Source organism: Flavobacterium chuncheonense (genome assembly GCF_042686145.1).
In the GTDB taxonomy this organism is placed as follows: Bacteria; Bacteroidota; Bacteroidia; order Flavobacteriales; family Flavobacteriaceae; genus Flavobacterium; species Flavobacterium chuncheonense.
This window is the reverse complement of sequence record NZ_JBHUPC010000012.1, coordinates 570586-591971: the sequence shown is the minus strand read 5'-3', so window position 1 is coordinate 591971 and position 21386 is coordinate 570586. Positions and strand designations below refer to the sequence as shown.

The following is a 21386-nucleotide window of genomic DNA, read 5'->3' as shown; positions in this document are numbered from 1 at the left end:
ATCTCTTGAAAGGGTTAAAGTGACCAACTTAGTAGCGGGAACAGGACTCGAACCTGTGACCTTCGGGTTATGAGCCCGACGAGCTGCCTACTGCTCTATCCCGCGATTTGTGAGTGCAAAAGTACAAGGATTATATTGAAATACAAGTATTTTTATAAAAAACTTTTAAATTTCTTCTATTCACTTGATATGACTACCTTTGCACTTTGAATCTTTTAATGGTAAAGGATATCGTTAAAGTAAATACAAACAAATGGAACACAAAGCAGGTTTTGTTAATATAATTGGAAATCCTAATGTAGGAAAGTCAACCTTGATGAATGCATTAGTAGGTGAGCGCTTGTCTATTATCACAAGTAAAGCACAAACAACGCGTCATCGTATTTTAGGAATTGTGAATGGCGATGATTTTCAAATGGTATTGAGTGATACTCCAGGGATTATTAAACCGGCTTATGAATTACAAAGTTCGATGATGGATTTTGTGAAAAATGCTTTTGAAGATGCCGATGTGTTGATTTATATGGTAGAAATAGGAGAGAAGGAATTAAAAGATGAAGCCTTCTTTAATAAAATTATACATTCTAAAATTCCAGTTTTATTATTGTTGAATAAAATTGATAAGTCCAATCAAGACCAATTGGATGAGCAAATAGAATTGTGGTCTTCAAAAGTGCCGAATGCAGAAATTTTCCCAATATCGGCTTTAGAAAATTTCAACGTTAAGACTGTTTTTGATCGCATTATTGAATTGTTGCCCGTTTCTCCACCATATTATCCAAAAGACGCATTGACAGATAAGCCAGAGCGTTTTTTTGTGAATGAGACTATCCGCGAAAAGATTTTATTGAATTATGATAAAGAGATTCCTTACGCTGTTGAAATTGAAACGGAAGAGTTTTTAGAAGATGATACTATAATTAGAATCCGTGCCGTAATTATGGTAGAACGCGATTCGCAAAAGGGAATTATTATCGGACATAAAGGATCTGCTTTAAAACGCGTGGGTATGCAGTCACGAGAGGATTTGGAAAAATTCTTTGGAAAGCAAATTCATTTGGAAACTTATGTCAAAGTAAACAAGGATTGGCGTAATAGTGCTTTTCAATTGCGTCGATTTGGTTATAACAACAAGTAATAAAAGCTAAATAATACGTTCAACTAATTCCTCAAGTTCTCGCATTTGGGGAATTCCTTTTTTACGGTTTCTTCTAGCAAAATAGTATAAAAAGCCCCAAGTACAAATCATAAGTCCCATGATGATAAGATCAAAAGTGCATTTTTGATTCAAGCTCCATTTGGAATACGCAATAAGCCCAAAGGTTATAAAGATACTGGCAACTATAAAATGTAAAAACATAAACATGGTCCATAATACCGGATCTGGACCAAATAAACCGTTTAAGGCCGTATTACCGTCTTCCATTGTTTCTAGTTCAATGTGGAGTTGCGGGGAATACTTTTCGCGTTTCAAAACGCCAATACTAAGCCAGATATGATTGTCAAGAGTTTTAATGTGATAGTCAGGAGCTAATTCTAATTTTAAAAGCTCGCATTCTTGTTTAATCGTTGCTATGGATTTGGGAGAAGTTCTGTAAAAGCGCAAACGAAGTTTTAATTCTTTAACGGGTTCCATATCTCGGATTTTGGTCTTACTAATTTAGGAAATTTTTTTCAAATTCATATTTTTAACTTCTGATTTTTAGTTTCTGATTTCTAACTTGTAATTGTTATCTTTGCACATTCAAAAATAGATGTATGAACAATATTGTTGCCATAGTAGGAAGGCCAAATGTAGGAAAATCCACTTTTTTTAATCGTTTAATACAACGTAGAGATGCTATTGTAGACTCTGTAAGTGGTGTTACACGTGATAGAAATTATGGAAAAAGTGAATGGAATGGAAAAGCATTTTCAGTAATTGATACGGGTGGTTATATCAAAGGTTCTGACGATATTTTTGAAGGTGAGATTCGCCGTCAGGTGGAACTAGCGATAGATGAAGCTGATGCAATTATCTTTGTTGTAGACGTTGAAGAGGGGGTAACCCCAATGGATGAAGAGGTAGCAAAGTTGTTGCGTAAAGTAACCAAGCCTATTTTGCTTGCGGTAAACAAAGTGGATAATGGTGCGCGTGAGAAAGATGCTGTAGAATTTTATTCATTAGGTTTAGGTGAGTATTTTACAATAGCTGGTATGAATGGTAGTGGAACAGGAGAGTTATTGGATAAACTTGTGGAGGTTTTGCCAGAATTACCAGAAATAGAAGAAGAAGAAAATCCGTTACCGCGTTTTACTGTAGTGGGGCGTCCTAATGCAGGGAAATCATCTTTTATCAATGCTTTAATTGGAGAAGATCGTTTTGTAGTTACCGATATTGCCGGAACAACTCGTGATGCTATTGATACAACGTACAATCGTTTTGGCTTTGAATTTAAATTAGTGGATACTGCAGGTATCAGAAGAAAAGCTAAAGTTAAAGAAGATTTAGAATTTTATTCGGTAATGCGTTCTGTGAGAGCTATCGAGCATAGTGATGTTTGTATTTTGATGATTGATGCCACAAGAGGATTTGAAGGGCAAGATCAAAGCATCTTTTGGTTAGCAGAAAAGAACAGAAAAGGGATCGTAATCTTGGTTAATAAATGGGATTTAATTGAAAAAGATACCATGTCAACTCGTGATTATGAGCGTAAAATTCGTGAGGAAATTGCACCTTTCACTGATGTGCCGATTTTGTTTGTTTCAGCTCTAACAAAACAACGTTTGTTGAAAGCGTTGGAAGCAGCGGTTGAAGTTTTCGAAAACAGAAAGCAACGTGTAGCGACTTCAAAATTCAACGATTTAATGTTACCAATTATTGAGCGTACACCACCTCCAGCAATCAAGGGAAAATATGTAAAAATTAAATATTGTATGCAGTTGCCAACACCTACACCTCAGTTTGTGTTTTTTGCTAATTTGCCACAATATGTAAAAGATCCTTACAAACGTTTTATCGAGAATCAATTAAGAGAAAACTATAACTTTTCGGGAGTTCCTATCGATATTTATTTCAGACAGAAATAAAGTGTTAAAAAAATGGTAAGTTTTTAGTAAGTTTTTTTTATTTCTAGAAATATTTTAAGTAATTCGCTGTTAATTAGTAATGCTAACTAACAGCTTTTTTTATGCGCTTTATTTTATCATTCGTTTTTTTACTATTTTTAGGTTTCGCTTTTAGTCAGAATTCATTTACTATTTCAGGAAAAATCTTAGACCAAGATTCCAAGTTGCCTTTGGAAGCAGCTACAATTTACTTTACAAAAGTTAGTGACTCCACAGTAGTTGATTATTCTATCACCAATAAGTATGGGGATTTTAATCTTAAAGTAAAGAATATCAGCTATCCTGTATTGTTCAAAGCATCTTATAATGGTTATAAGGTTTATGAGAAAAGATTTGAAACAGTTACAAAGGATATCCATTTTGGAAGCTTGGAACTTCAAGAAAATGTTGCTTCATTAAATGAAATTGTTGTGAAATCGGAGGCACCACCAATCGTCATAAAGAGTGATACGTTAGAGTTTAATGCTTCTTCATTTAAAGTTACGCCAGATGCCAACGTAGAGGCACTTCTAAAACAATTGCCAGGAGTTGAAATTGATGAAGAAGGTAAGATTACCGTTAATGGTAAAGAGGTGAACAATATTTTAGTCAACGGGAAACCTTTTTTTGGTAAAGATGGAAAAGTAGCAACGCAAAATTTACCGGCAGAAATAATTGATAAAATTCAGGTTACTGATACTAAAACAAAAGAAGAGGAATTATCAGGACAAAATGCTAGTTCGAATGAAAGTACCATTAATTTAACCATTCAGGAAGATAAAAACAAAGGGTTGTTTGGTAAGGCTACAGCTGGTTATGGAACAGATGACCGCTATGAATCGAGTTTGTTGTTTAATTATTTCAAGGATACTCGGAAAATAAGTGTATTGGGTTCTTCAAATAATATCAATTCTGTTGGTTTTTCAATGGATGAAATTTTTGATAACATGGGGGGAGGTCGTAATAGTTCCATCTGGGTTAATGATAACGGTAGCTTTGGAATTAATGGAATGCAATTTGGCGGTAATACAGGTATTACAAAGTCTAATATGATAGGAGTTAATTTTGCAGACGAGTGGTTTAATAAAAAAATTGACCCTAATGGGAGTTATTACTTTTCAAATGCTGTGACGGATAATACCAATACAACAAAACGAGTTAATCTCTTACCAACTGGTAATACAATTTCCGATTCAAAATCTGTTACTCGAAATGATGTTAACGCACATAATGTAAGTTTTGATTTTGAAATTCAAATCGATTCGACTACAACGATGTATATAAGTCCCAATTTATCAAAGAGTACAAACAAAAATCGATTTACTAGTAGTTCAACAACCGCAAATGAAGATTTGGTGCTTTTGAATGAAAATAATGTCGATAATTTCACCTCTTCTGATAATACAAAGTTTCAAAATAATATATATTTAAACAAAAAGTTTAATAAAAAAGGGAGATGGGGGAGTATCTCCTTTAAAAATACCAATTCTAAAGATAATACAGATTTAAGTACTATAAATAATACTATTTTCTATCAATCTGGGAATTCGAATGATATCCGTAATCAATTTGTATATGATGATGATAAAAGGGATCAATATACAGTTGAGTTAGGTTATAATGAGCCTGTTTTAGATTCTATAAGTTTAGGTGTAAACATGTCATATAAATGGAGTAATGCTGAAGAATTAAAAAACACATTTGATTTTAATGATTTCAATGGTGATTATACCAATTTTAATGATTTGCTGTCAAATTCTATTTTTTCAAAGTCAAGTACCTTTAATTCTCACGTACGATTAAGTTTAAATAAAAGTAAAATTAGAGGTAGACTTTCTATAGGAACAGATGTCTTAGATTACGATAATACGGCACTTTATTTAGGGCAAGAAACGAATGTTGTTAAAAATTATATATACCCAAGTGTAGATGGTTATTTTAGTTGGACATTAGGAAAATCAAAATCATTATACAGCTATTATTCGTATAAAGCATCGTTGCCGTCGGCTAATCAATTGTTGCCGTTTGAAAATCTTTCCAATCCTTTAAATACTATAGTTGGAAATGAAAATTTGAAACCTGAAGAGCGTTTTTCATTTTATTCTAATTTTAATAATTACGATTACAGCACACGTACAGGTTTTTTTGCATATTTAGGAGGAGATGTTACAGGGAATAAAATTGTGAGCTCTACCGTTTATGATAATGATTTTAAAGCGGTAACTTCTTATGTTAATATTAATAGAGCTTCTAGTATGTATGCTGGTTTTAGTTTTAATAAATCTTTCAAAGAAGGGAAAAGAACTTTTAAATACGGCTTTGGAACGTATTTAGATTATGATTTTGACCAAGGGTTAACGAATGCTGAGTTATATAAATCAAGAGGGTATGGTATTAGTCCGCGTGTCAACTTTTCATGGATGCTTGAAGACTTAATTACGATTTCACCTTCTTATCGTTACAATTATCAAAATACCGATTTTGATAATTATATAATTGAGAAAACTAATTTTTATAAGCATACTTTTAAGTTAGAAACTACACTTTACTGGCCTAAGAATATAGTTTTTGGAAGTGATTTTGGTTATACGTATAATTCGAATATTTCAGATGGTTTCCAAAAAGATTTTTACCTATGGAATTTAAGTTTAGGTTATAATTTCTTTAACGACCAATTACTAGCTAAAGTAAAAATGTACGACGTTTTAGATCAAAATGTAAATGCAAGAAGAACTGTTACACCAACAGCAATTACTGATTCCGAGAATACTGTTTTACAGCAGTACTTGATGTTTTCATTAACCTATAAGTTGCAGAAATTTGGTGCAAAAGAGAAGAAAGGTTCAAATTTTATCTTGATTGATTAGTTTCGGTTTATTGATAAAAAAAGGTCTTCATTTTGAAGACCTTTTTTTATTATATAATATGTTTAATTACCAGCTTCCACCAGCGCCACCACCTGAGAATCCTCCTCCTCCGAAGCCACCGCCAAAGCCGCCGCCGCCAAAACCACCACCAGATGAACCTCCGAAACCACCGCCTCCAAATCCACCATTGCGGCGCCCTAAACTGCTAAGTATGATTACATCCATTAAGTCTGGGCCAGCAAAACGACCGCCATTACCACCGCCGTTTCCGCCTTTGTTTTTGGAGATTAATACAATTAGTATAACGATGAAAATTATAAAAACCAGAACAGGAACTCCACTCCCTTTTTTGTTTTCTTTTCTTTCACCTTTATAAGTGCCTTTAATAACTTCAAAAATAGCATCAGCACCTTTGTTAAGTCCGTTGTAATAGCTTCCAGCCTTGAATTCAGGAATGATTACATTTCGGACGATTTCACCAGTTGTTCCTGCTGTAAGTTTGTGTTCCAAGCCGTAACCAGGAGAAATCCAAATTTTCCGATCTTTTTCCGACAATAGAATTAGTACTCCATTATCTTCTTTCGCTTGACCAATTCCCCATTTGTGTCCCCATTTTGGAGTTAAGATACCAATATCTTCTCCTTTTAAATCTTTAATGATGATGACGACAATTTGTGTTGAGGTAGTGTCGGAATAGCGAACTAATTTTTCTTCTAAGCTTTGTTTTTCACTAGTATTTAACAAATTGGCATAATCGTAAACACTAGTTTGAAAACTAGGTTTTTCTGGAATTTCAAATTGAGCAAAACCTAAGAATTGGAAAAGTAATGCAGTAATTAAAATTAAAAATCGAGTTATTTTAAATAGTAAGTTCGTCATTATCCTTTTGAAATTTCGTTAGGTAGTTCATCGATGTCATCACTTTGATAAGGGAAGAAGTGTTTTAATTGTTCGCCGGCTTTTAAAATGCCATCGACAAGTCCTTTTTTGTAGTTTCCTACTTTAAAATTTTCAATGACTACATTTTTTGTGCCATCCCAGAAATCATTAGCAACAACATTGTTAATTCCTTCATCCCCTATAATTGCAAACTTTTTATCGGCAACACATACATAAAACAAAACACCATTTCGTGCTTTTGTTTGGTGCATATTTAGGGTTAAAAAAACCTCTTGAGCTCTTTCAAGAGGTTGTTTTTCGGAATGTTCTTCAATATGTACTCTGATTTCTCCTGAAGTGTTAGTTTCAGCAATGGTAATTGCTTGAACAATTTCTTGCTCTTCTTCAGGGGTTAAGAAATCTTCTGTTTTAGACATTTTTCTTGTATTAGTTTCCAAAATCAAATTCTACTTCAACTGGCTTTTCAGCTCCTTCAACAGCATCAAAATATGCTTTTTCTTTGAATCCGAACATTCCTGCAAATAAGTTATTTGGGAAGATTTTGATATGATTGTTATACGGTTTTACAGCTTCGTTGAAACGTGTTCTTGCGGTTAAAATTTGATTTTCTGTACTTGCTAATTCGTCTTGAAGTTTTAAAAAGTTTTGATTTGCTTTTAAATCTGGGTATTTTTCAACCGTAACTAATAAACGAGAAAGCGCAGAACTTAATCCTCCTTGTGCTTGATTGAAAGCAGCTAATTGTTCTGGAGTAATGTTAGTTGGGTCTATTGTGGTCGCTGTAGCTTTTGCTCTAGCGTTTACAACAGCTTCTAAAGTTGATTTTTCAAAGTCAGCAGCACCTTTTACGGTTTTTACTAAATTTCCAATAAGGTCATTTCTTCTTTGATATGACGTTTGTACGTTACCCCAAGCTTCTTGGACGTTTTGGTCTAGTGTTACAGCTGTATTGTTGATGCCTTTTACATAACTGTAAATTCCTAAAATAACAACAACAAGAATAATCCATGGAAGGTACTTTTTCATAATATTAAAAGTTTTAAAGTTGATTTTTAAGTTCGTTTAATTGTGATTTAATGGTTTCTAATTTTCGTATAATTTCAAATTTGTCTAATGTTTTCTTTTTACTCTCCTTCAAATGAATTTTAGCCCCTTCTAAAGTGAAACCACGTTCCTTTACCAAATGGTGAATGAGTTGTAAGTTCTTTACATCTTCAGGAGTGAATTTTCGATTGCCTTTCGCATTTTTTTTGGGTTTTAGAATGTCAAATTCCTTTTCCCAAAAACGAATTAAAGAAGCATTGACATCAAATGCGGATGCTATTTCACCGATACTGTAATAAAGCTTTTCTGGTAAATTTATATGCATTAGTCAAGTGATTGGTTTTCTTGGTTGGCAAGTTTTGAAATAGCGATGTATTCCTCGGCCGAAATACTGCCATAGTAAAAATTCATAGGGTTTATCTTTTTTCCATTTTGAATTACTTCATAGTGTAAGTGTGGCGCTTCGCTTCGGCCTGTACTTCCCACATAGCCTATAATGTCACCACGCTTTACTTTTTGTCCTTTTCTACAGTTATACTTGCTTAAATGGGCATACAGTGTTACATAACCGTATCCGTGGCTGATTTCAATATGGTTTCCATAACCCGAAAGTGAATTATCTGCTTTTAAAACGACACCATCTCCTGTAGCAAAAATTGGTGTGCCCGATTTTGCTGTAAAATCCATACCATAGTGGAATTTTCTAATTTTGGTAAAAGGGTCATTTCGGTACCCGAAACCTGAAGCCATTCTTTTCAAATCTTCATTTTTTACCGGTTGTATTGCTGGGATAGCTGCTAACAATTTTTCTTTTTGTTTTGCAAGCTTTGTAATTTCATCCAATGATTTAGATTGAATAACCAATTCTTTAGTTAACACATCTATTCTGCGGGTTGTATTCATAACCAATTCTGAGTTGATGTACCCTTCTAATGATTTGTAACGGTTAACACCTCCAAAACCAGCTTTGCGTTCTTCATCAGTTATAGGCGATGTGTTAAAATAAATACGGTAAATATTGTTGTCGCGATCTTCAATTGCAGTAAGAACTTCGCTCATTAAATCGACCTTTTTATTCAAAAGTTTATAGTTAAGCTTCATGTTTTCAAGCTCACTCGTTAACAGTTTGTCTTTTGGTGTTTCAAAAAAAGGCGTGTTGATTAGCAGTACTAAACCAAGAAAACCAAATAGGGCCGAAGACAATAAAAACAATAAAATATAACCAAACTTTTTTCTTTTTTTGGTCTTAATACGTTTATATGCTAAATTTTCAGAATCGTAATAATATTTTACCTTCGACATGTTTTAAAATTACTATTTTTGCACCAAATATTTTGGCTGACAATTATTATACGAACAAAATTAAAAAATGTTTCACTCCATTTGTTTTTTTTGTCAGAAACTTTTGGAAAATGATAGTCGGAGTATTGTAAAATACAATTTGGTTTAAGATATTTTTTTGTTTTAAACGATTTTAATAAAAATACAAAGCATGAAATCACAAGACATACGTAAAGCCTATTTGAATTTCTTTGAAAGTAAGGGGCATTTAATCGTTCCATCGGCGCCAATCGTTTTAAAAGATGATCCAACGTTGATGTTCAACAACTCAGGTATGGCCCAGTTTAAAGAATATTTTTTAGGAAATGCAACTCCTAAAAGTAACAGAATTGCTGATACACAAAAATGTCTTCGTGTTTCTGGAAAACATAACGATTTAGAAGATGTAGGGTTTGATACTTACCACCATACCATGTTTGAAATGCTTGGGAACTGGTCTTTTGGAGATTATTTCAAAAAAGAAGCTATAGAATGGGCGTGGGAGTTTTTAACGGCTGTATTGAAGATTGATAAGGATCGTTTATATGTTTCTGTTTTTGAAGGAAATCCAGCAGAGAATGTTCCATTTGATCAAGAAGCTTTTGATTTGTGGAAACAGTTTGTAGCGGAAGACCGAATTGTTCTAGGTAATAAAAAAGATAATTTCTGGGAAATGGGTGAGCAAGGACCTTGCGGACCATGTTCTGAAATTCATATTGACTTGCGTTCGGATGAAGAACGAGCAAAAGTTTCTGGTTTTAGTTTAGTCAATGCCGATCATCCTCAAGTTGTTGAAATTTGGAACAACGTATTTATGGAGTTCAACCGTAAAGCGGATGGCTCATTGGAAAAATTACCAGCGAAACATGTTGATACAGGAATGGGATTTGAGCGTTTGTGCATGGCAATGCAAGGTAAAACGTCAAATTATGATACAGATGTTTTTACACCATTAATTCGTGAAGTCGAAACGATTACTGGTTTTAAATATGCAGTTGATGAAAAAACCGATATTGCTATTCGCGTAGTTGTGGATCACGTTCGTGCTGTTGCTTTTGCAATTGCAGATGGTCAGTTACCTTCAAATACTGGAGCGGGTTATGTTATTCGTCGTATTTTAAGAAGAGCTATTCGCTACGGCTTTACATTTTTGAATCGTAAAGAGCCTTTCATATACAAATTGGTTGAGGTGTTGAGTCGCCAAATGGGTGAGTCTTTCCCTGAAATTAAGTCGCAACAAAATTTAGTTACGCAAGTAATAAAGGAAGAAGAATCTTCTTTCTTGCGTACTTTGGATCAAGGATTAGTTTTGTTGGATAGTGTTATTGCATCAACAGTAGGAAAAGAAGTTTCTGGAGCTAGAGCTTTTGAATTGTATGATACTTTTGGTTTTCCAATTGACTTAACAGCCTTGATTTTACGAGAGAAAGGGTATAGCTTAAATGAAGCGGAGTTTGATGCTGAATTGAAAAAACAGAAAGAACGTTCTCGTGCCGCTTCAAAAGTAACGACTGGGGATTGGGAAGTACTGTATGATGATGATGTTGAGGAGTTCGTTGGATACGATAGTACAACTACAAAAGTAAAAATAACACGTTACCGTAAAGTAGAAAATCAAAAAATGGGCGAAATGTACCAATTGGTTTTCAACCTAACACCTTTTTATCCAGAAGGAGGAGGTCAAATTGGTGATCAAGGATTTATTGAAGCTTCAAACGGTGAGGTAATTTATATTGAAGATACTAAGAAAGAGAATAATGTAATTATTCATTTTACAAAGACATTACCGCGTAAATTAGAAGATACTTTCACGGCTGTCGTGAATAGTGAGTTCAGAAAGAATGTGTCAAGTAATCACTCGGCGACCCACTTATTACATCAAGCATTACGTGCAGTTTTAGGAACGCATGTGGAACAAAAAGGGTCATTGGTAAGTAATTCTTATTTGCGTTTCGACTTTTCTCATTTTGCGAAAGTTACTGAAGACGAGTTGAAGCAAGTCGAGGAATTTGTGAATGCTAGAATTTTAGATGCACTTCCATTAGTAGAAAGACGTAACATTCCATTTCAACAAGCTTTAGACGAAGGTGCTATGGCGTTGTTTGGAGAAAAATATGGGGATACAGTACGTGCTATTAAGTTCGGAGAGAGTATGGAGCTTTGCGGGGGTATTCATGTACAAAATACAAAAGATATTTGGCATTTTATGATTACTTCGGAAAGTGCTGTTGCAGCTGGAGTAAGAAGGATAGAAGCGATTACAAATGATTTTGCTAAAAATTATTTGATGGAGCAAAACAGTTTGTTGCAAGAGGTAAAAGGTTTGTTGAAAAATCCTCAAGATATTTCAAAGTCAGTTACATCATTGCAAGATGAAAATGCAAAATTGAAAAAGCAAGTTGAGCAGTTGTTGAAAGATAAGGCTAAGAACATGAAAGGCGAATTAGTCTCGCAATTTCAATCGGTTAATGGAGTAGACTTCTTAGCAATTCAAGTTGATTTAGATCCGGCTGGAGCCAAGGATTTAGCGCATGATTTGGGAAGTGATAAAGATAATTTGTTCTTGATTTTAGCTACGGCACAAGAAGGGAAACCAATGTTGACATGTTATATTTCTAAAGAATTGGTGGCAAGCAAAGGCTTAAATGCGGGCCAAGTAGTTCGTGAATTAGGGAAATTCATCCAAGGAGGCGGAGGAGGGCAACCTTTCTTTGCAACAGCTGGTGGTAAAAATGTGGCAGGTATAGCAGAAGCATTAGCAAACGCTAAAAATTTCTTGAATTAAGATTTTTAAAATTTTATATCTAAACCCGATAAATGAAACTTATCGGGTTTTCTTTTTTATCACTATTTTTGAGTAATATATTTTTAGTAATTTAAGCTGTGTTGTAAATGAAATTTCGGACTGAAATACCTTTAGTGAAAAGTAGTTTTCCAATGGACTATCAATCAAAAATATTATTGATGGGTTCTTGTTTTGCAGAAAATATTGGAGAAAAGTTTCAATATTTCAAATTTCAGTCAGAGATTAATCCTTTTGGTATTATTTTCAATTCTACTTCTTTGCTAAATCTATTGAGAAGAAGTGTTCAAAAGCGTTATTTTACAGCAGAAGATGTTTTTTATCATAATGATTTGTGGCATTGTTTCGAAGTGCACTCTGAGTTGTCAAACACGAATAGAGATGTATTTTTAGAAAATTTAAATCGTTTAGTAGATGATGTAAATACACAAGCTCACACAATAACACATTTGCAAATTACTTTAGGGACTGCTTGGGTGTATCGTGCTATTGCTTCAAACGAAATAGTAGCCAACTGTCATAAAGTTCCTCAGAAGGAATTTAATAAAGAGTTGCTTTCTGTAACAAGTATAACTGATGATTTGCATGAAATTATTGAACTGCTAGGGACTGTAAATTCAAAATGTAAGATTATTTTCACAGTGTCTCCAGTGCGTCACATTAAGGATGGTTTTGTGGAGAATACGGTTAGTAAAGCGCATTTGATAACTGCAGTAAATGCTGTTGTAAGGGAATATAATTCTAAAGTGGAATATTTCCCTAGTTTTGAAATAATGATGGATGAATTGCGTGATTATCGTTTTTATGCTGAAGATATGTTGCATCCAAATCAAGTTGCGGTCGATTATATTTGGTCCCAATTTGTTCAAAATTATCTATCAAATTCTGCTTTTGAGTTAATGAGAGAGGTGGATGCAATTCAAAAAGGATTGGCACATAGATCTTTTAATGAAGAAACGGAATCACATCAAAAGTTTTTGAAAAACTTGTCCAATAAAATTTTAAATTTAAACAAGAAATTACCGCATATAACATTTTGAAATTATGGCACGAAAAACATCTACAGAAACGCAGGTTAAAAATATGATGGTTCCGCTTTTCCAATCTTTAGGGAGGTCAGGAAAAATAATTTACATCATACTTTTATTATTGTTATTTTATTTTGGCTATCATTATTTCATAGCTGCTAAGTCTTCTTCTTCGGTTACTTTTAATTCGAAGTTGATTGAAAAAGAAATTAAAAATGTTGGTAAACTCATTGTTACAGAAGGACATTATGCAAAAGTGTTGACTTATAAAGATCAACAGAAGTATATGTTGGATTTGGTTACTTTTGAAAAGAAAGCTTTAATTGTTGCTAATGCAGATGTAATTGTTTCGTATGATTTGCGTCAAGTGAAATATAATATTGATGAAGAAGCTAAAAAGGTGACAATAATCAGTATTCCTGAGCCAGAATTAAAGATTAATCAGAATCTTCATTTTTATGATGTCAACCAAAGCCGCTTTAATCCTTTTGGGGCAAATGATTATAATAAGATAAACAAGAAGGTTAAAGAGGTAATTGCAAAAGAAATCGAAAATTCAACTTTAAAATCAAATGCAGAGAACCGATTAATAAGTGAGTTGTCAAAAATATTGATTGTTACCCATTCTATGGGTTGGACTTTGGAATATAAAGGTGAATTAATTGATAGAGAATCGGATTTTAATTTAAAATTGTAATAAAAAAGGCTTCAAATATTTGAAGCCTTTTTTATTTTATAGTTTGCTTTGTAAGCTTGTCCAGCCACCGCCATTAATACATTCAATACCATTTTTGTTTAAAATGGAAGTTGCTTGAGCACTTCGCATTCCAGAACGGCAACAAGCAATAATGGGCTTGTTCCATTTTTTTATAGTTTCAATATTCCCGTCCAATACCTGTAACGCAATATTTTTTGAACCTTTGATGTGTCCTTCAGAAAATTCCCCTGGAGTTCTTACATCTAAAATAATAGCACCTTTGCTGATGAAATCTTGAATTTCATTCGTTTTGTTTCCAAATCCTAACATATCTAAAATTCCCATAATTCTTAATTTTTAAGCAAAGTTAAATAAACTAGTATTGTTGAATTGTAACATAAGTTACGATTAGATGCTTTCGGTTTCTAAAATTAAACTTAATCCGTTTTCGATAAGATTAGCTACCTCTGGGCGTTTAATTTTTAGATTGTCCAAATGATTTCTTACGTCTTCCAAAAGGGAATGATTGCGAGTTGTTGTACAAATTTCAGCTATTTCTACTGATAACAACCAATCATTAGGGTGGTTCATTTTTACCTTGTCGAAAATTGCATTTAAAGCTAAATCGGAAATATTGTTTTCTCTTATGTTGCGTACATTTTTATAAAGCCCCTCCAATTCTTCTCTTTCTGGAGAAGTTTTTGCTTTAATGGTGGTTGAAGATGGTACATGTGTTATCATATCAAAACTATTTACATCTGCAGGACCGCTAAATGCAGAAACAACTTCTTTTCCTACTGCCATGTCATAAATCCCCCATTCTGGCTGGAATAAAACGGTATCTCCTTGAGTAACCGTACAATTTTTAAACTTAATAATTAAAATTTTACCTAGAATGTTACGAGTGCCCGTTATGATTTCGCCTGAAACTTTAATGTTGCCTTCAAATTCTAAAGTTACATGTTGTCCTTCGTGAATATCATATGCCGAAAGGTCTCTTGGGCTCATGTCTTCAATCGCCAAATTAATTCCTTTTAGTTTCCCAATAGGTGATCCAAAACCTTCAGCATGGTATTCTGTACCGTGACCAACTAGCTCTTTCTCTCTGTATGATAAGGCAGTTTTGCCAGTTGTTTGTACGTAAACTGGTTTTCCTTCGTTTGCTATAACATTTGTGAAAACTCCTGAGATTTGGATGCCTGTGCTTAATTCAATTGTTCCTAATGCTTTAGAATCAATTAATTTTTGTACACTAGAAAGACCGCCAACTCGTATCGCCATTTTATTAGCAAATTCTTCTAAAACAGAATTTAAATGTGCGAAATCAGGTGTAACATAAAGCTGTGGTTGTGGTTTTGTAATGTCAAAACTTTGATCAGCAGCTGAAATGTCATATGGAATCTTTTTAACATTATCAGTCATGCACCATTCACTTTCTCCAATTGAAGATAGCAAACCGGCTCCATATATTTTCGGATCTTCAACCGTTCCTATTAATCCGTATTCAACTGTCCACCAATGGAGATTACGGATACGAGCCATTTCGGATAATTCACCCATATTATTTTGAAGATAGTCAACTTGGGCTTCAGCTTTTTCGATTTCTTCTTGTGGTGTGTCTTCTGCTTCTTTTAAAATAGAAAGTAATCGGATAGCTTCATACATTTCATAATCACGAGATGATGATATGGCTTTACATCCAATTTCGCCAAAACGTCTTAAATATTCTGCATATTCAGGATTAGCAATAATAGGAGCATGGCCTGCGCCTTCGTGTATAATGTCTGGTGCTGGAGTATACTCTATGTGTTCCAATTGGCGAATATCAGACGCAATAACTAAAACATTATACGCTTGAAATTCCATGAAGGCATTTGGTGGGATAAAACCATCCACTGCTACTGCGGCCCATCCAATTTCTTTTAATATACGATTCATTCCATACATATTTGGAATGTATTCGATATCGATTCCTGTTTGTTTTAATCCTTCTAAATATGAATCATGTGCTACCTTTCCTAGGTAACTAACATTTTTACGCATAACATAACGCCATACTGCTTGATTGATAGGAGTATAATCGTTATAATTTTGCGGCTTTATAAATTGTTTTAAATGACTCGGGAGTCTATCAATTAAAGGATTGCTTTCTATTGCGGTATTCATATTGATTTCGGTGTTGCTTATTGGTGTAAAATTACAAAATGTTTATTCAGTATACAATTTGAATTTTAGTGTTGTATTCTATAGTTTGTTATATTTATTTTATTGTGTTTTATTTTGTAAATAATAAGTTTTAAATCAGTGTGGGTTGTGTTATTTTTTTGATTTTGATTGGTTTTTTGTTTGAAATATTAAAGCTTGTTACTTAGTTTTAGTTAATTGGTTTGTTTTTTTTTATTTTTTTAACATTAAAATTTATTTATTATTAATTTATATAGAATATATATAAATAATATTGCTGTAATTAACATATAAAATGTTTTTTAAATAAAAATAGTTAAAATTGTAGATCTAATTCAAGAGGACTATATATTTGTAATATTAAATCAAAATTAAATTAATATTATGAAAAAAATCTTTTTATTTCTTGCTGTTGCTGGAAGTGCGTTTATGACTTCATGTAGTGATGATGATTCTTCATCTACTCCAACTCCAGATCCTGTTGCGACAGCGATTACTTTATCGGCAAATGCTACTACTTTAGAATTAGGTGCTGGTTCTTTTACACTTTCTGTTGCTAATGATTTAGGTGCAAATGTTACTGCAACTTCTACTTATTATGTGAATGATGCTGCTATTGCTAGTAATGTGTTTACTCCTTCAGCTGAAGGGACATATGTTATACATGCAACTAATGGAACTTTAGTAAGTAATGATGTTACAGTTACAGTTACGGCTGCTACTGCAGCACTTAACAATATCATTTACAATGGTTCTGAGTATGCTGTTAATAATACAGCTGTTGTTTTTTGGGGAGGTTACAATGCAGATCCTAATGCAACTACTGCAACACATGCTTTGTGGTCAAATATTGCATTTGTTGGAACTCAAGCATCAGATTTAGGTACTACTGCTCATTATTTAGATATTGAGTTTCTTACTCCATTAAATTCTGATGGTACAGTTGCTTTACCAACTACATCTAATGTAATTTATTTAGATATTTATGAAATGAAATTAAACGGAGCTGACGTTGATGTGACTGCGCAAACTGCTGCTGGTAACTTAGTTTTAGCTGCAAATCTTGATCCAGCTAACGATACTACAATTGCTTACACTTTAACAGGTGTGATGATTGGTTCAAATGCTTTATCTTTAGATTTTGACGGAACTTTATTAGGAGTTTTTGATGAGTCTAATAAATCTGCTGATGCAGCTGCTGTTTTTGCTGCGCATAATAAAGTGTCTAGAGCTGAAGTTACTCAAAAGGTTAAATCTTTTATTGCTTCAAGAAGATAATTTTACACAATACTATTTTGATAAAAGCCACCTTTTAGGTGGCTTTTTTATTGGACTAGTTATAATATTAAATAAATTTATTTTATAGTTTTTCCGCTTCAATCTGTTGGTTTTTTTGTATTCTATATTTTAATATTTTGCTGTATTGTAACGCTTCTTTAATACCGTAGTCTGCATAGGATTTTGACGCCCAATCTAATGCTTTATTTAAATCACCGTTTATTTCACTTATGATAGCCATATTGTAATACGCTCTGCCTTTTAGTTTGTCATCTGAGTTGTTGGTTTCTATTTGCCATAGTTCTCCAGCGCCATCCCAATTTCCTGTTTGGGCTCTTCTTTGTGCTTTTTCAAAATTAGAATTTCCTTTTACAAAATACAGTCGACTTTCTCTAGTAGTATATGGAATGATTTCAAGTGCATAATTTTGACCAATTTCTTTACTCATACGAAACACTTCATCCTTCCTGTTTTTAATGGTTTCAAAGGCTTTGACAGGGTTGATTCCGCTTCCTGATACTACGAACTTTTTATTGGTGTTGTATTGGTCGGAAAGCTGCTTGGAAACATTGTCATAAATTCTCCATCCTGATTTAATTAGTGTGTTGATACTGATATTATGTACTAATGTTGGTACTTTTACCCCGAAGCTATTGGGTAGTGTACCATTTGTTGTTTTGTACGATACGGTTGCATCAGTATCGTAGAAGGATAGTTCGTAAATAGCGTCTAAATTATTTTTAGTGCATATTTTTTCAATGTCGTTTTGGCTTAATTCTGGCGAGAAAATATCAATGCCGCTATCTTTAAAAATAAGTGTGTCTAGTATAACCACATTTGAAAAGCGTTCGTTTTTTGCTAAGGTTTCTCGTAGTCCTATAAGTGTTTCGATGGCGCCATTTTTATCTAAATTTTTTTCTTCAGCGGTTAAAATTTTATCAATGACATCTAGCGAGTTGTATTTGATACTTGGAACACTTCGGTTAACAATTCCAATGTTCTTAACTTCTTTGGAAAGGTATACATTTGAAGGTTGTGGAACACTTAAAGTTAAAGTACTAGTAGCACTACAAGAGCCTAGGAGTAAAGTTAGGATAGATAATGATAGATAAGGGATTCGTTTCATGTGTATGTATTATAAAAAAAAACCGTAGCAAATAGTTACTACGGTTTAAATGTATAAAAAAATAATTTACTTTAATGTAGGAGGATATTGCTCAAGTATTTTGGAAACAAACTCCATTATTCGTTGATCTTTTTTGGAAACATCTGTGGTTAGGTAGCCGCTACCTTGCCCTTGCCAAACTAGTTCTTTTGTCTTTGCATCGATAATGTCTATGAATAATACGCCTTCTGGGGTAGTGTAAACACTATTGTAATTGTATCCGAATCCCCAATATGGGTTTCCCCATCCCATTCCCCAACCAAAATTGGCGTTATTGTAAACATCTACACGTTCCGATTCTTGTGTAAAAAAACTAATCAGAACATCAGGAGTATCTGATTTTGAAAATCCTTTTGTTTGCATTACTTCATCTATAGCATAAAGAATTCTCTTTTTGTCTAAATCTGAAATTTCAACTTTATCAATACTGCCTTTTAAATAGGCAAAGGTATGATAGGTATCAAAGTTTGCTTTTTTATCATAATCTGCATTAACGCGAACGGAGCTACATGAAGCTAACACAAAAAGTAGTAAAATGGGTATGAGCTTTATAGATTTCATAGTATACATTTTTAATTATCAGCAATTCAACCATTAAATTAGTAAAAAAATATGGAGTAAAAGAATTGCTGATAATTAAAAAAATGTTAATCTAACAGACTATCTTCTACTATATTAGGGATGGTGACTTTCAATAAAGGTTGCGTTTCCATTGCTCTCTTTATGGCAAAAATTGCACCTTCATTACGTGCCCAGCTTCTTCTAGAAATTCCGTTGTTTACATCCCAGAATAACATCATTTCCAATCGTTTAGAAGCTTCTTTAGATCCATCAAGAACCATACCAAATCCACCGTTGATAACTTCTCCCCATCCAACGCCGCCGCCGTTGTGAATAGAGACCCAAGTGGCACCTCGGAAACTGTCACCAATTACATTATGAATTGCCATATCAGCTGTAAAGCGAGAACCGTCGTAGATGTTTGAAGTCTCTCTGTAAGGTGAGTCTGTACCTGAGACATCATGATGGTCACGACCTAAAACAACTGGTCCAATTTCTCCTTTTGCAATAGCTTGATTAAAAGCTTCTGCAATTTTAATACGACCTTCTGCATCTGCATATAGTATACGGGCTTGAGAACCTACAACAAGTTTGTTCTCTTGTGCACCTTTTATCCATTGAATGTTATCCGCCATTTGTTGTTGGATTTCTTCTGGAGAATTTTTCATCATTTCTTCCAATACCGCACAAGCAATATCATCTGTTTTTTGTAAATCTTCTGGGCTGTTTGACGCACAAACCCAACGGAATGGTCCGAATCCGTAATCAAAACACATCGGTCCCATAATATCTTGTACGTAACTTGGATATTTGAATTCTCTGCCTAATGTTGGGTTTTCTGCCATTACATCTGCGCCTGCACGAGAAGCTTCTAATAAGAAAGCATTTCCGTAATCAAAGAAATAAGTACCTTTTGCAGTGTGCTTGTTGATTGCTGCAGCATGACGGCGTAATGTTTTTTGTACTTCAATTTTGAATTGCTCTGGATTGTTTGCCATCATTTCATTGGATTCCTCGAAGCTAAAATCGGTAGGGTAGTAGCCACCAGCCCAAGGGTTGTGTAATGAAGTTTGATCTGATCCTAAATCGATATGCAAACCTTCTTTGTCAAATTGTTCCCATACATCTACTACATTTCCTAAATAAGCAATTGAAACTACTTCTTTGTTCTCTAGTGCTTTGCGAACACGAGATACTAGTAAATTAATATCTTCTACAACTTCATGAATCCAACCTTGTTCGTGGCGAATCTTTGTGATTTTTGGGTTGACTTCTGCACAAACGGTAACACAACCAGCAATAGTTCCTGCTTTTGGCTGAGCACCACTCATACCACCTAGACCAGAAGTTACAAATAAACCTCCGCAAGGGTTTTTCTTGATTTTTCTAAATCCGTTTAAAACGGTAATGGTTGTCCCGTGAACAATTCCTTGTGGACCAATGTACATATAACTACCAGCTGTCATTTGTCCGTATTGGGTTACGCCTAAAGCATTGAATTTTTCCCAATCGTCAGGTTTTGAGTAATTAGGAATCATCATTCCATTTGTAACAACTACTCTAGGAGCATTTTCATGAGAAGGATATAACCCCATTGGATGGCCAGAATACATAACTAATGTTTGTTCGTTAGTCATTTCAGCCAAATATTTCATGGTTAAACGGTATTGCGCCCAGTTTTGGAAAACAGCTCCATTACCACCATAAGTAATTAATTCATGCGGGTGTTGTGCTACGGCATAATCCAAATTGTTTTGAATCATGAGCATAATTGCTTTTGCTTGCTCACTTTTTCCAGGATACTCAGAAATAGCACGTGCTTTCATTTCATAATCTGGACGAAAACGGTACATGTAAATACGGCCGTATTTTTCTAATTCTTCTTTAAATTCTGGAAGAAGTGTTGCATGATGTTTTGCTTCAAAATAGCGCAACGCATTTTTAAGTGCTAACTTTTTTTCTTCGTCCGTTAAAATCTCTTTTCTTTTTGGTGCGTGATTGATATGGGTTTCATAAGGTTTTACAGCTGGTAAATGAGCTGGGATTCCTTCTAATATTTGTTCTTGAAATGTCATTTTCTTGTTTTTTGTTATTCAATTTTTGTTTTTTGTGAGGGATGGGAGCGAGCTACTATGTAGCGCGTACAGCCCAACCGTAATGAAATGAAGGGCACACCCTAAACAAAAAAAACTAGGGATAACGAATATCAGACCTGTGGTAGGACTTGTATATTTTAATACGATATTGAAATAATAGTATGTCCATTTATTTTTTTATTGTTCCTGTTTTTTTATCAAATCCATAAGGACAGTGTCGGCATCCACTCTTACAGCAATAGCCTCTTTTTAAATGATATGCGGCTGTGAAACACTTGTATCCTTCTGGAGTATAATAGAAATCTTCTCCTTCTTTTAAATTATTTGGATCTAACTGTTTATTCATAGCCACAAAT

19 protein-coding genes and 1 tRNA gene are annotated in these 21386 nt (G+C 33.9%); 7 read left to right on the top strand and 13 right to left on the bottom strand.

Annotated elements, in window-relative coordinates; all coding sequences use genetic code 11:
* Nucleotides 1-32: 32 nt before the first annotated feature.
* Nucleotides 33-105, bottom strand: a tRNA-Met gene (locus ACFS5J_RS06700).
* A gap of 148 nt (nucleotides 106-253) precedes the next feature.
* Between ACFS5J_RS06700 and era the strand changes: the two genes are divergently transcribed.
* Complete coding sequence (era, locus tag ACFS5J_RS06695) at nucleotides 254-1138, top strand: GTPase Era (protein WP_379811298.1); 885 nt, start codon at nucleotides 254-256, stop codon at nucleotides 1136-1138.
* Between the two features lie 6 nt (nucleotides 1139-1144).
* On the opposite strand, the gene ACFS5J_RS06690 is transcribed toward era, so the two are convergent.
* On the bottom strand, nucleotides 1145-1636 hold the full coding sequence (locus tag ACFS5J_RS06690) for a hypothetical protein (RefSeq protein WP_379811296.1): 492 nt from the start codon (nucleotides 1634-1636) through the stop codon (nucleotides 1145-1147).
* A gap of 122 nt (nucleotides 1637-1758) precedes the next feature.
* Between ACFS5J_RS06690 and der the strand changes: the two genes are divergently transcribed.
* Nucleotides 1759-3069, top strand: coding sequence for a ribosome biogenesis GTPase Der (gene der / locus ACFS5J_RS06685; RefSeq protein WP_379811294.1), 1311 nt, complete (start codon nucleotides 1759-1761; stop codon nucleotides 3067-3069).
* Between the two features lie 101 nt (nucleotides 3070-3170).
* The gene (locus tag ACFS5J_RS06680) at nucleotides 3171-5954 is read left to right on the top strand and encodes an outer membrane beta-barrel protein (RefSeq protein ID WP_379811293.1); all 2784 of its coding nucleotides are present in this window, start codon (nucleotides 3171-3173) and stop codon (nucleotides 5952-5954) included.
* 66 nt (nucleotides 5955-6020) lie between these two features.
* Here ACFS5J_RS06680 and ACFS5J_RS06675 read toward each other — a convergent pair whose 3' ends face one another.
* The 5 genes from ACFS5J_RS06675 to ACFS5J_RS06655 are packed head-to-tail and all read right to left on the bottom strand — an operon-like array spanning nucleotide 6021 to nucleotide 9200.
* Complete coding sequence (locus tag ACFS5J_RS06675; protein WP_379811292.1) at nucleotides 6021-6833, bottom strand: TPM domain-containing protein; 813 nt, start codon at nucleotides 6831-6833, stop codon at nucleotides 6021-6023.
* The gene (locus ACFS5J_RS06670; protein WP_379811291.1) at nucleotides 6833-7270 is read right to left on the bottom strand and encodes a TPM domain-containing protein; all 438 of its coding nucleotides are present in this window, start codon (nucleotides 7268-7270) and stop codon (nucleotides 6833-6835) included. The genes ACFS5J_RS06675 and ACFS5J_RS06670 overlap by 1 nt, the downstream gene beginning before the upstream one ends.
* Nucleotides 7271-7280: 10 nt before the next feature.
* Nucleotides 7281-7880 (bottom strand): LemA family protein, encoded by a 600-nt coding sequence (locus tag ACFS5J_RS06665; protein ID WP_379811289.1) that lies wholly within the window; start codon nucleotides 7878-7880, stop codon nucleotides 7281-7283.
* 13 nt (nucleotides 7881-7893) lie between these two features.
* Nucleotides 7894-8223, bottom strand: a complete 330-nt coding sequence (locus tag ACFS5J_RS06660; RefSeq protein WP_379811288.1) for a MerR family transcriptional regulator — start codon at nucleotides 8221-8223, stop codon at nucleotides 7894-7896.
* The gene (locus ACFS5J_RS06655; protein ID WP_379811287.1) at nucleotides 8223-9200 is read right to left on the bottom strand and encodes a M23 family metallopeptidase; all 978 of its coding nucleotides are present in this window, start codon (nucleotides 9198-9200) and stop codon (nucleotides 8223-8225) included. The genes ACFS5J_RS06660 and ACFS5J_RS06655 overlap by 1 nt, the downstream gene beginning before the upstream one ends.
* Before the next feature lie 190 nt (nucleotides 9201-9390).
* Here ACFS5J_RS06655 and alaS point away from each other — a divergent pair, with 190 nt between their 5' ends.
* From alaS to ACFS5J_RS06640, 3 genes are all read left to right on the top strand, one after another.
* Nucleotides 9391-12003, top strand: a complete 2613-nt coding sequence (gene alaS, locus ACFS5J_RS06650; RefSeq protein WP_379811286.1) for an alanine--tRNA ligase — start codon at nucleotides 9391-9393, stop codon at nucleotides 12001-12003.
* A gap of 107 nt (nucleotides 12004-12110) precedes the next feature.
* The gene (locus ACFS5J_RS06645; RefSeq protein WP_379811285.1) at nucleotides 12111-13061 is read left to right on the top strand and encodes a GSCFA domain-containing protein; all 951 of its coding nucleotides are present in this window, start codon (nucleotides 12111-12113) and stop codon (nucleotides 13059-13061) included.
* 4 nt (nucleotides 13062-13065) lie between these two features.
* The gene (locus ACFS5J_RS06640; RefSeq protein WP_379811284.1) at nucleotides 13066-13746 is read left to right on the top strand and encodes a DUF4230 domain-containing protein; all 681 of its coding nucleotides are present in this window, start codon (nucleotides 13066-13068) and stop codon (nucleotides 13744-13746) included.
* Nucleotides 13747-13782: 36 nt separating this feature from the next.
* Here the strand turns inward: ACFS5J_RS06640 and ACFS5J_RS06635 are convergent, their stop codons facing one another.
* Together ACFS5J_RS06635 and ACFS5J_RS06630 are read right to left on the bottom strand one after the other, a co-directional pair.
* Nucleotides 13783-14091, bottom strand: coding sequence for a rhodanese-like domain-containing protein (locus ACFS5J_RS06635; protein ID WP_379811283.1), 309 nt, complete (start codon nucleotides 14089-14091; stop codon nucleotides 13783-13785).
* A gap of 63 nt (nucleotides 14092-14154) precedes the next feature.
* The gene (locus ACFS5J_RS06630; protein ID WP_379811282.1) at nucleotides 14155-15912 is read right to left on the bottom strand and encodes an aromatic amino acid hydroxylase; all 1758 of its coding nucleotides are present in this window, start codon (nucleotides 15910-15912) and stop codon (nucleotides 14155-14157) included.
* 402 nt (nucleotides 15913-16314) lie between these two features.
* On the opposite strand from ACFS5J_RS06630, the gene ACFS5J_RS06625 reads away from it, so the two are divergent.
* Nucleotides 16315-17208 (top strand): hypothetical protein, encoded by an 894-nt coding sequence (locus tag ACFS5J_RS06625; protein WP_379811281.1) that lies wholly within the window; start codon nucleotides 16315-16317, stop codon nucleotides 17206-17208.
* Between the two features lie 82 nt (nucleotides 17209-17290).
* Here the strand turns inward: ACFS5J_RS06625 and ACFS5J_RS06620 are convergent, their stop codons facing one another.
* From ACFS5J_RS06620 to ACFS5J_RS06605, 4 genes are all read right to left on the bottom strand, one after another.
* Nucleotides 17291-18334, bottom strand: coding sequence for a DUF6340 family protein (locus tag ACFS5J_RS06620; protein ID WP_379811280.1), 1044 nt, complete (start codon nucleotides 18332-18334; stop codon nucleotides 17291-17293).
* Between the two features lie 66 nt (nucleotides 18335-18400).
* On the bottom strand, nucleotides 18401-18934 hold the full coding sequence (locus ACFS5J_RS06615; protein WP_379811279.1) for a DUF4136 domain-containing protein: 534 nt from the start codon (nucleotides 18932-18934) through the stop codon (nucleotides 18401-18403).
* A gap of 86 nt (nucleotides 18935-19020) precedes the next feature.
* A complete protein-coding gene (locus ACFS5J_RS06610) occupies nucleotides 19021-21009 on the bottom strand; it encodes a urocanate hydratase (protein ID WP_379811277.1) in 1989 nt (662 codons plus the stop codon).
* A 190-nt stretch (nucleotides 21010-21199) separates the two neighbouring features.
* Complete coding sequence (locus tag ACFS5J_RS06605) at nucleotides 21200-21376, bottom strand: DUF5522 domain-containing protein (RefSeq protein WP_379811276.1); 177 nt, start codon at nucleotides 21374-21376, stop codon at nucleotides 21200-21202.
* Nucleotides 21377-21386: the final 10 nt, after the last annotated feature.

Excerpts from the sequence above, each read along its gene's own strand:
- era (WP_379811298.1), top strand. The coding sequence starts at position 254 with ATGGAACACAAAGCAGGTTTTGTTAATATAATTGGAAATCCTAATGTA.
- ACFS5J_RS06690 (WP_379811296.1), bottom strand. The coding sequence starts at position 1,636 with ATGGAACCCGTTAAAGAATTAAAACTTCGTTTGCGCTTTTACAGAACT.
- der (WP_379811294.1), top strand. The coding sequence starts at position 1,759 with ATGAACAATATTGTTGCCATAGTAGGAAGGCCAAATGTAGGAAAATCC.
- ACFS5J_RS06680 (WP_379811293.1), top strand. The coding sequence starts at position 3,171 with ATGCGCTTTATTTTATCATTCGTTTTTTTACTATTTTTAGGTTTCGCT.
- ACFS5J_RS06675 (WP_379811292.1), bottom strand. The coding sequence starts at position 6,833 with ATGACGAACTTACTATTTAAAATAACTCGATTTTTAATTTTAATTACT.
- ACFS5J_RS06670 (WP_379811291.1), bottom strand. The coding sequence starts at position 7,270 with ATGTCTAAAACAGAAGATTTCTTAACCCCTGAAGAAGAGCAAGAAATT.
- ACFS5J_RS06665 (WP_379811289.1), bottom strand. The coding sequence starts at position 7,880 with ATGAAAAAGTACCTTCCATGGATTATTCTTGTTGTTGTTATTTTAGGA.
- ACFS5J_RS06660 (WP_379811288.1), bottom strand. The coding sequence starts at position 8,223 with ATGCATATAAATTTACCAGAAAAGCTTTATTACAGTATCGGTGAAATA.
- ACFS5J_RS06655 (WP_379811287.1), bottom strand. The coding sequence starts at position 9,200 with ATGTCGAAGGTAAAATATTATTACGATTCTGAAAATTTAGCATATAAA.
- alaS (WP_379811286.1), top strand. The coding sequence starts at position 9,391 with ATGAAATCACAAGACATACGTAAAGCCTATTTGAATTTCTTTGAAAGT.
- ACFS5J_RS06645 (WP_379811285.1), top strand. The coding sequence starts at position 12,111 with ATGAAATTTCGGACTGAAATACCTTTAGTGAAAAGTAGTTTTCCAATG.
- ACFS5J_RS06640 (WP_379811284.1), top strand. The coding sequence starts at position 13,066 with ATGGCACGAAAAACATCTACAGAAACGCAGGTTAAAAATATGATGGTT.
- ACFS5J_RS06635 (WP_379811283.1), bottom strand. The coding sequence starts at position 14,091 with ATGGGAATTTTAGATATGTTAGGATTTGGAAACAAAACGAATGAAATT.
- ACFS5J_RS06630 (WP_379811282.1), bottom strand. The coding sequence starts at position 15,912 with ATGAATACCGCAATAGAAAGCAATCCTTTAATTGATAGACTCCCGAGT.
- ACFS5J_RS06625 (WP_379811281.1), top strand. The coding sequence starts at position 16,315 with ATGAAAAAAATCTTTTTATTTCTTGCTGTTGCTGGAAGTGCGTTTATG.
- ACFS5J_RS06620 (WP_379811280.1), bottom strand. The coding sequence starts at position 18,334 with ATGAAACGAATCCCTTATCTATCATTATCTATCCTAACTTTACTCCTA.
- ACFS5J_RS06615 (WP_379811279.1), bottom strand. The coding sequence starts at position 18,934 with ATGAAATCTATAAAGCTCATACCCATTTTACTACTTTTTGTGTTAGCT.
- ACFS5J_RS06610 (WP_379811277.1), bottom strand. The coding sequence starts at position 21,009 with ATGACATTTCAAGAACAAATATTAGAAGGAATCCCAGCTCATTTACCA.
- ACFS5J_RS06605 (WP_379811276.1), bottom strand. The coding sequence starts at position 21,376 with ATGAATAAACAGTTAGATCCAAATAATTTAAAAGAAGGAGAAGATTTC.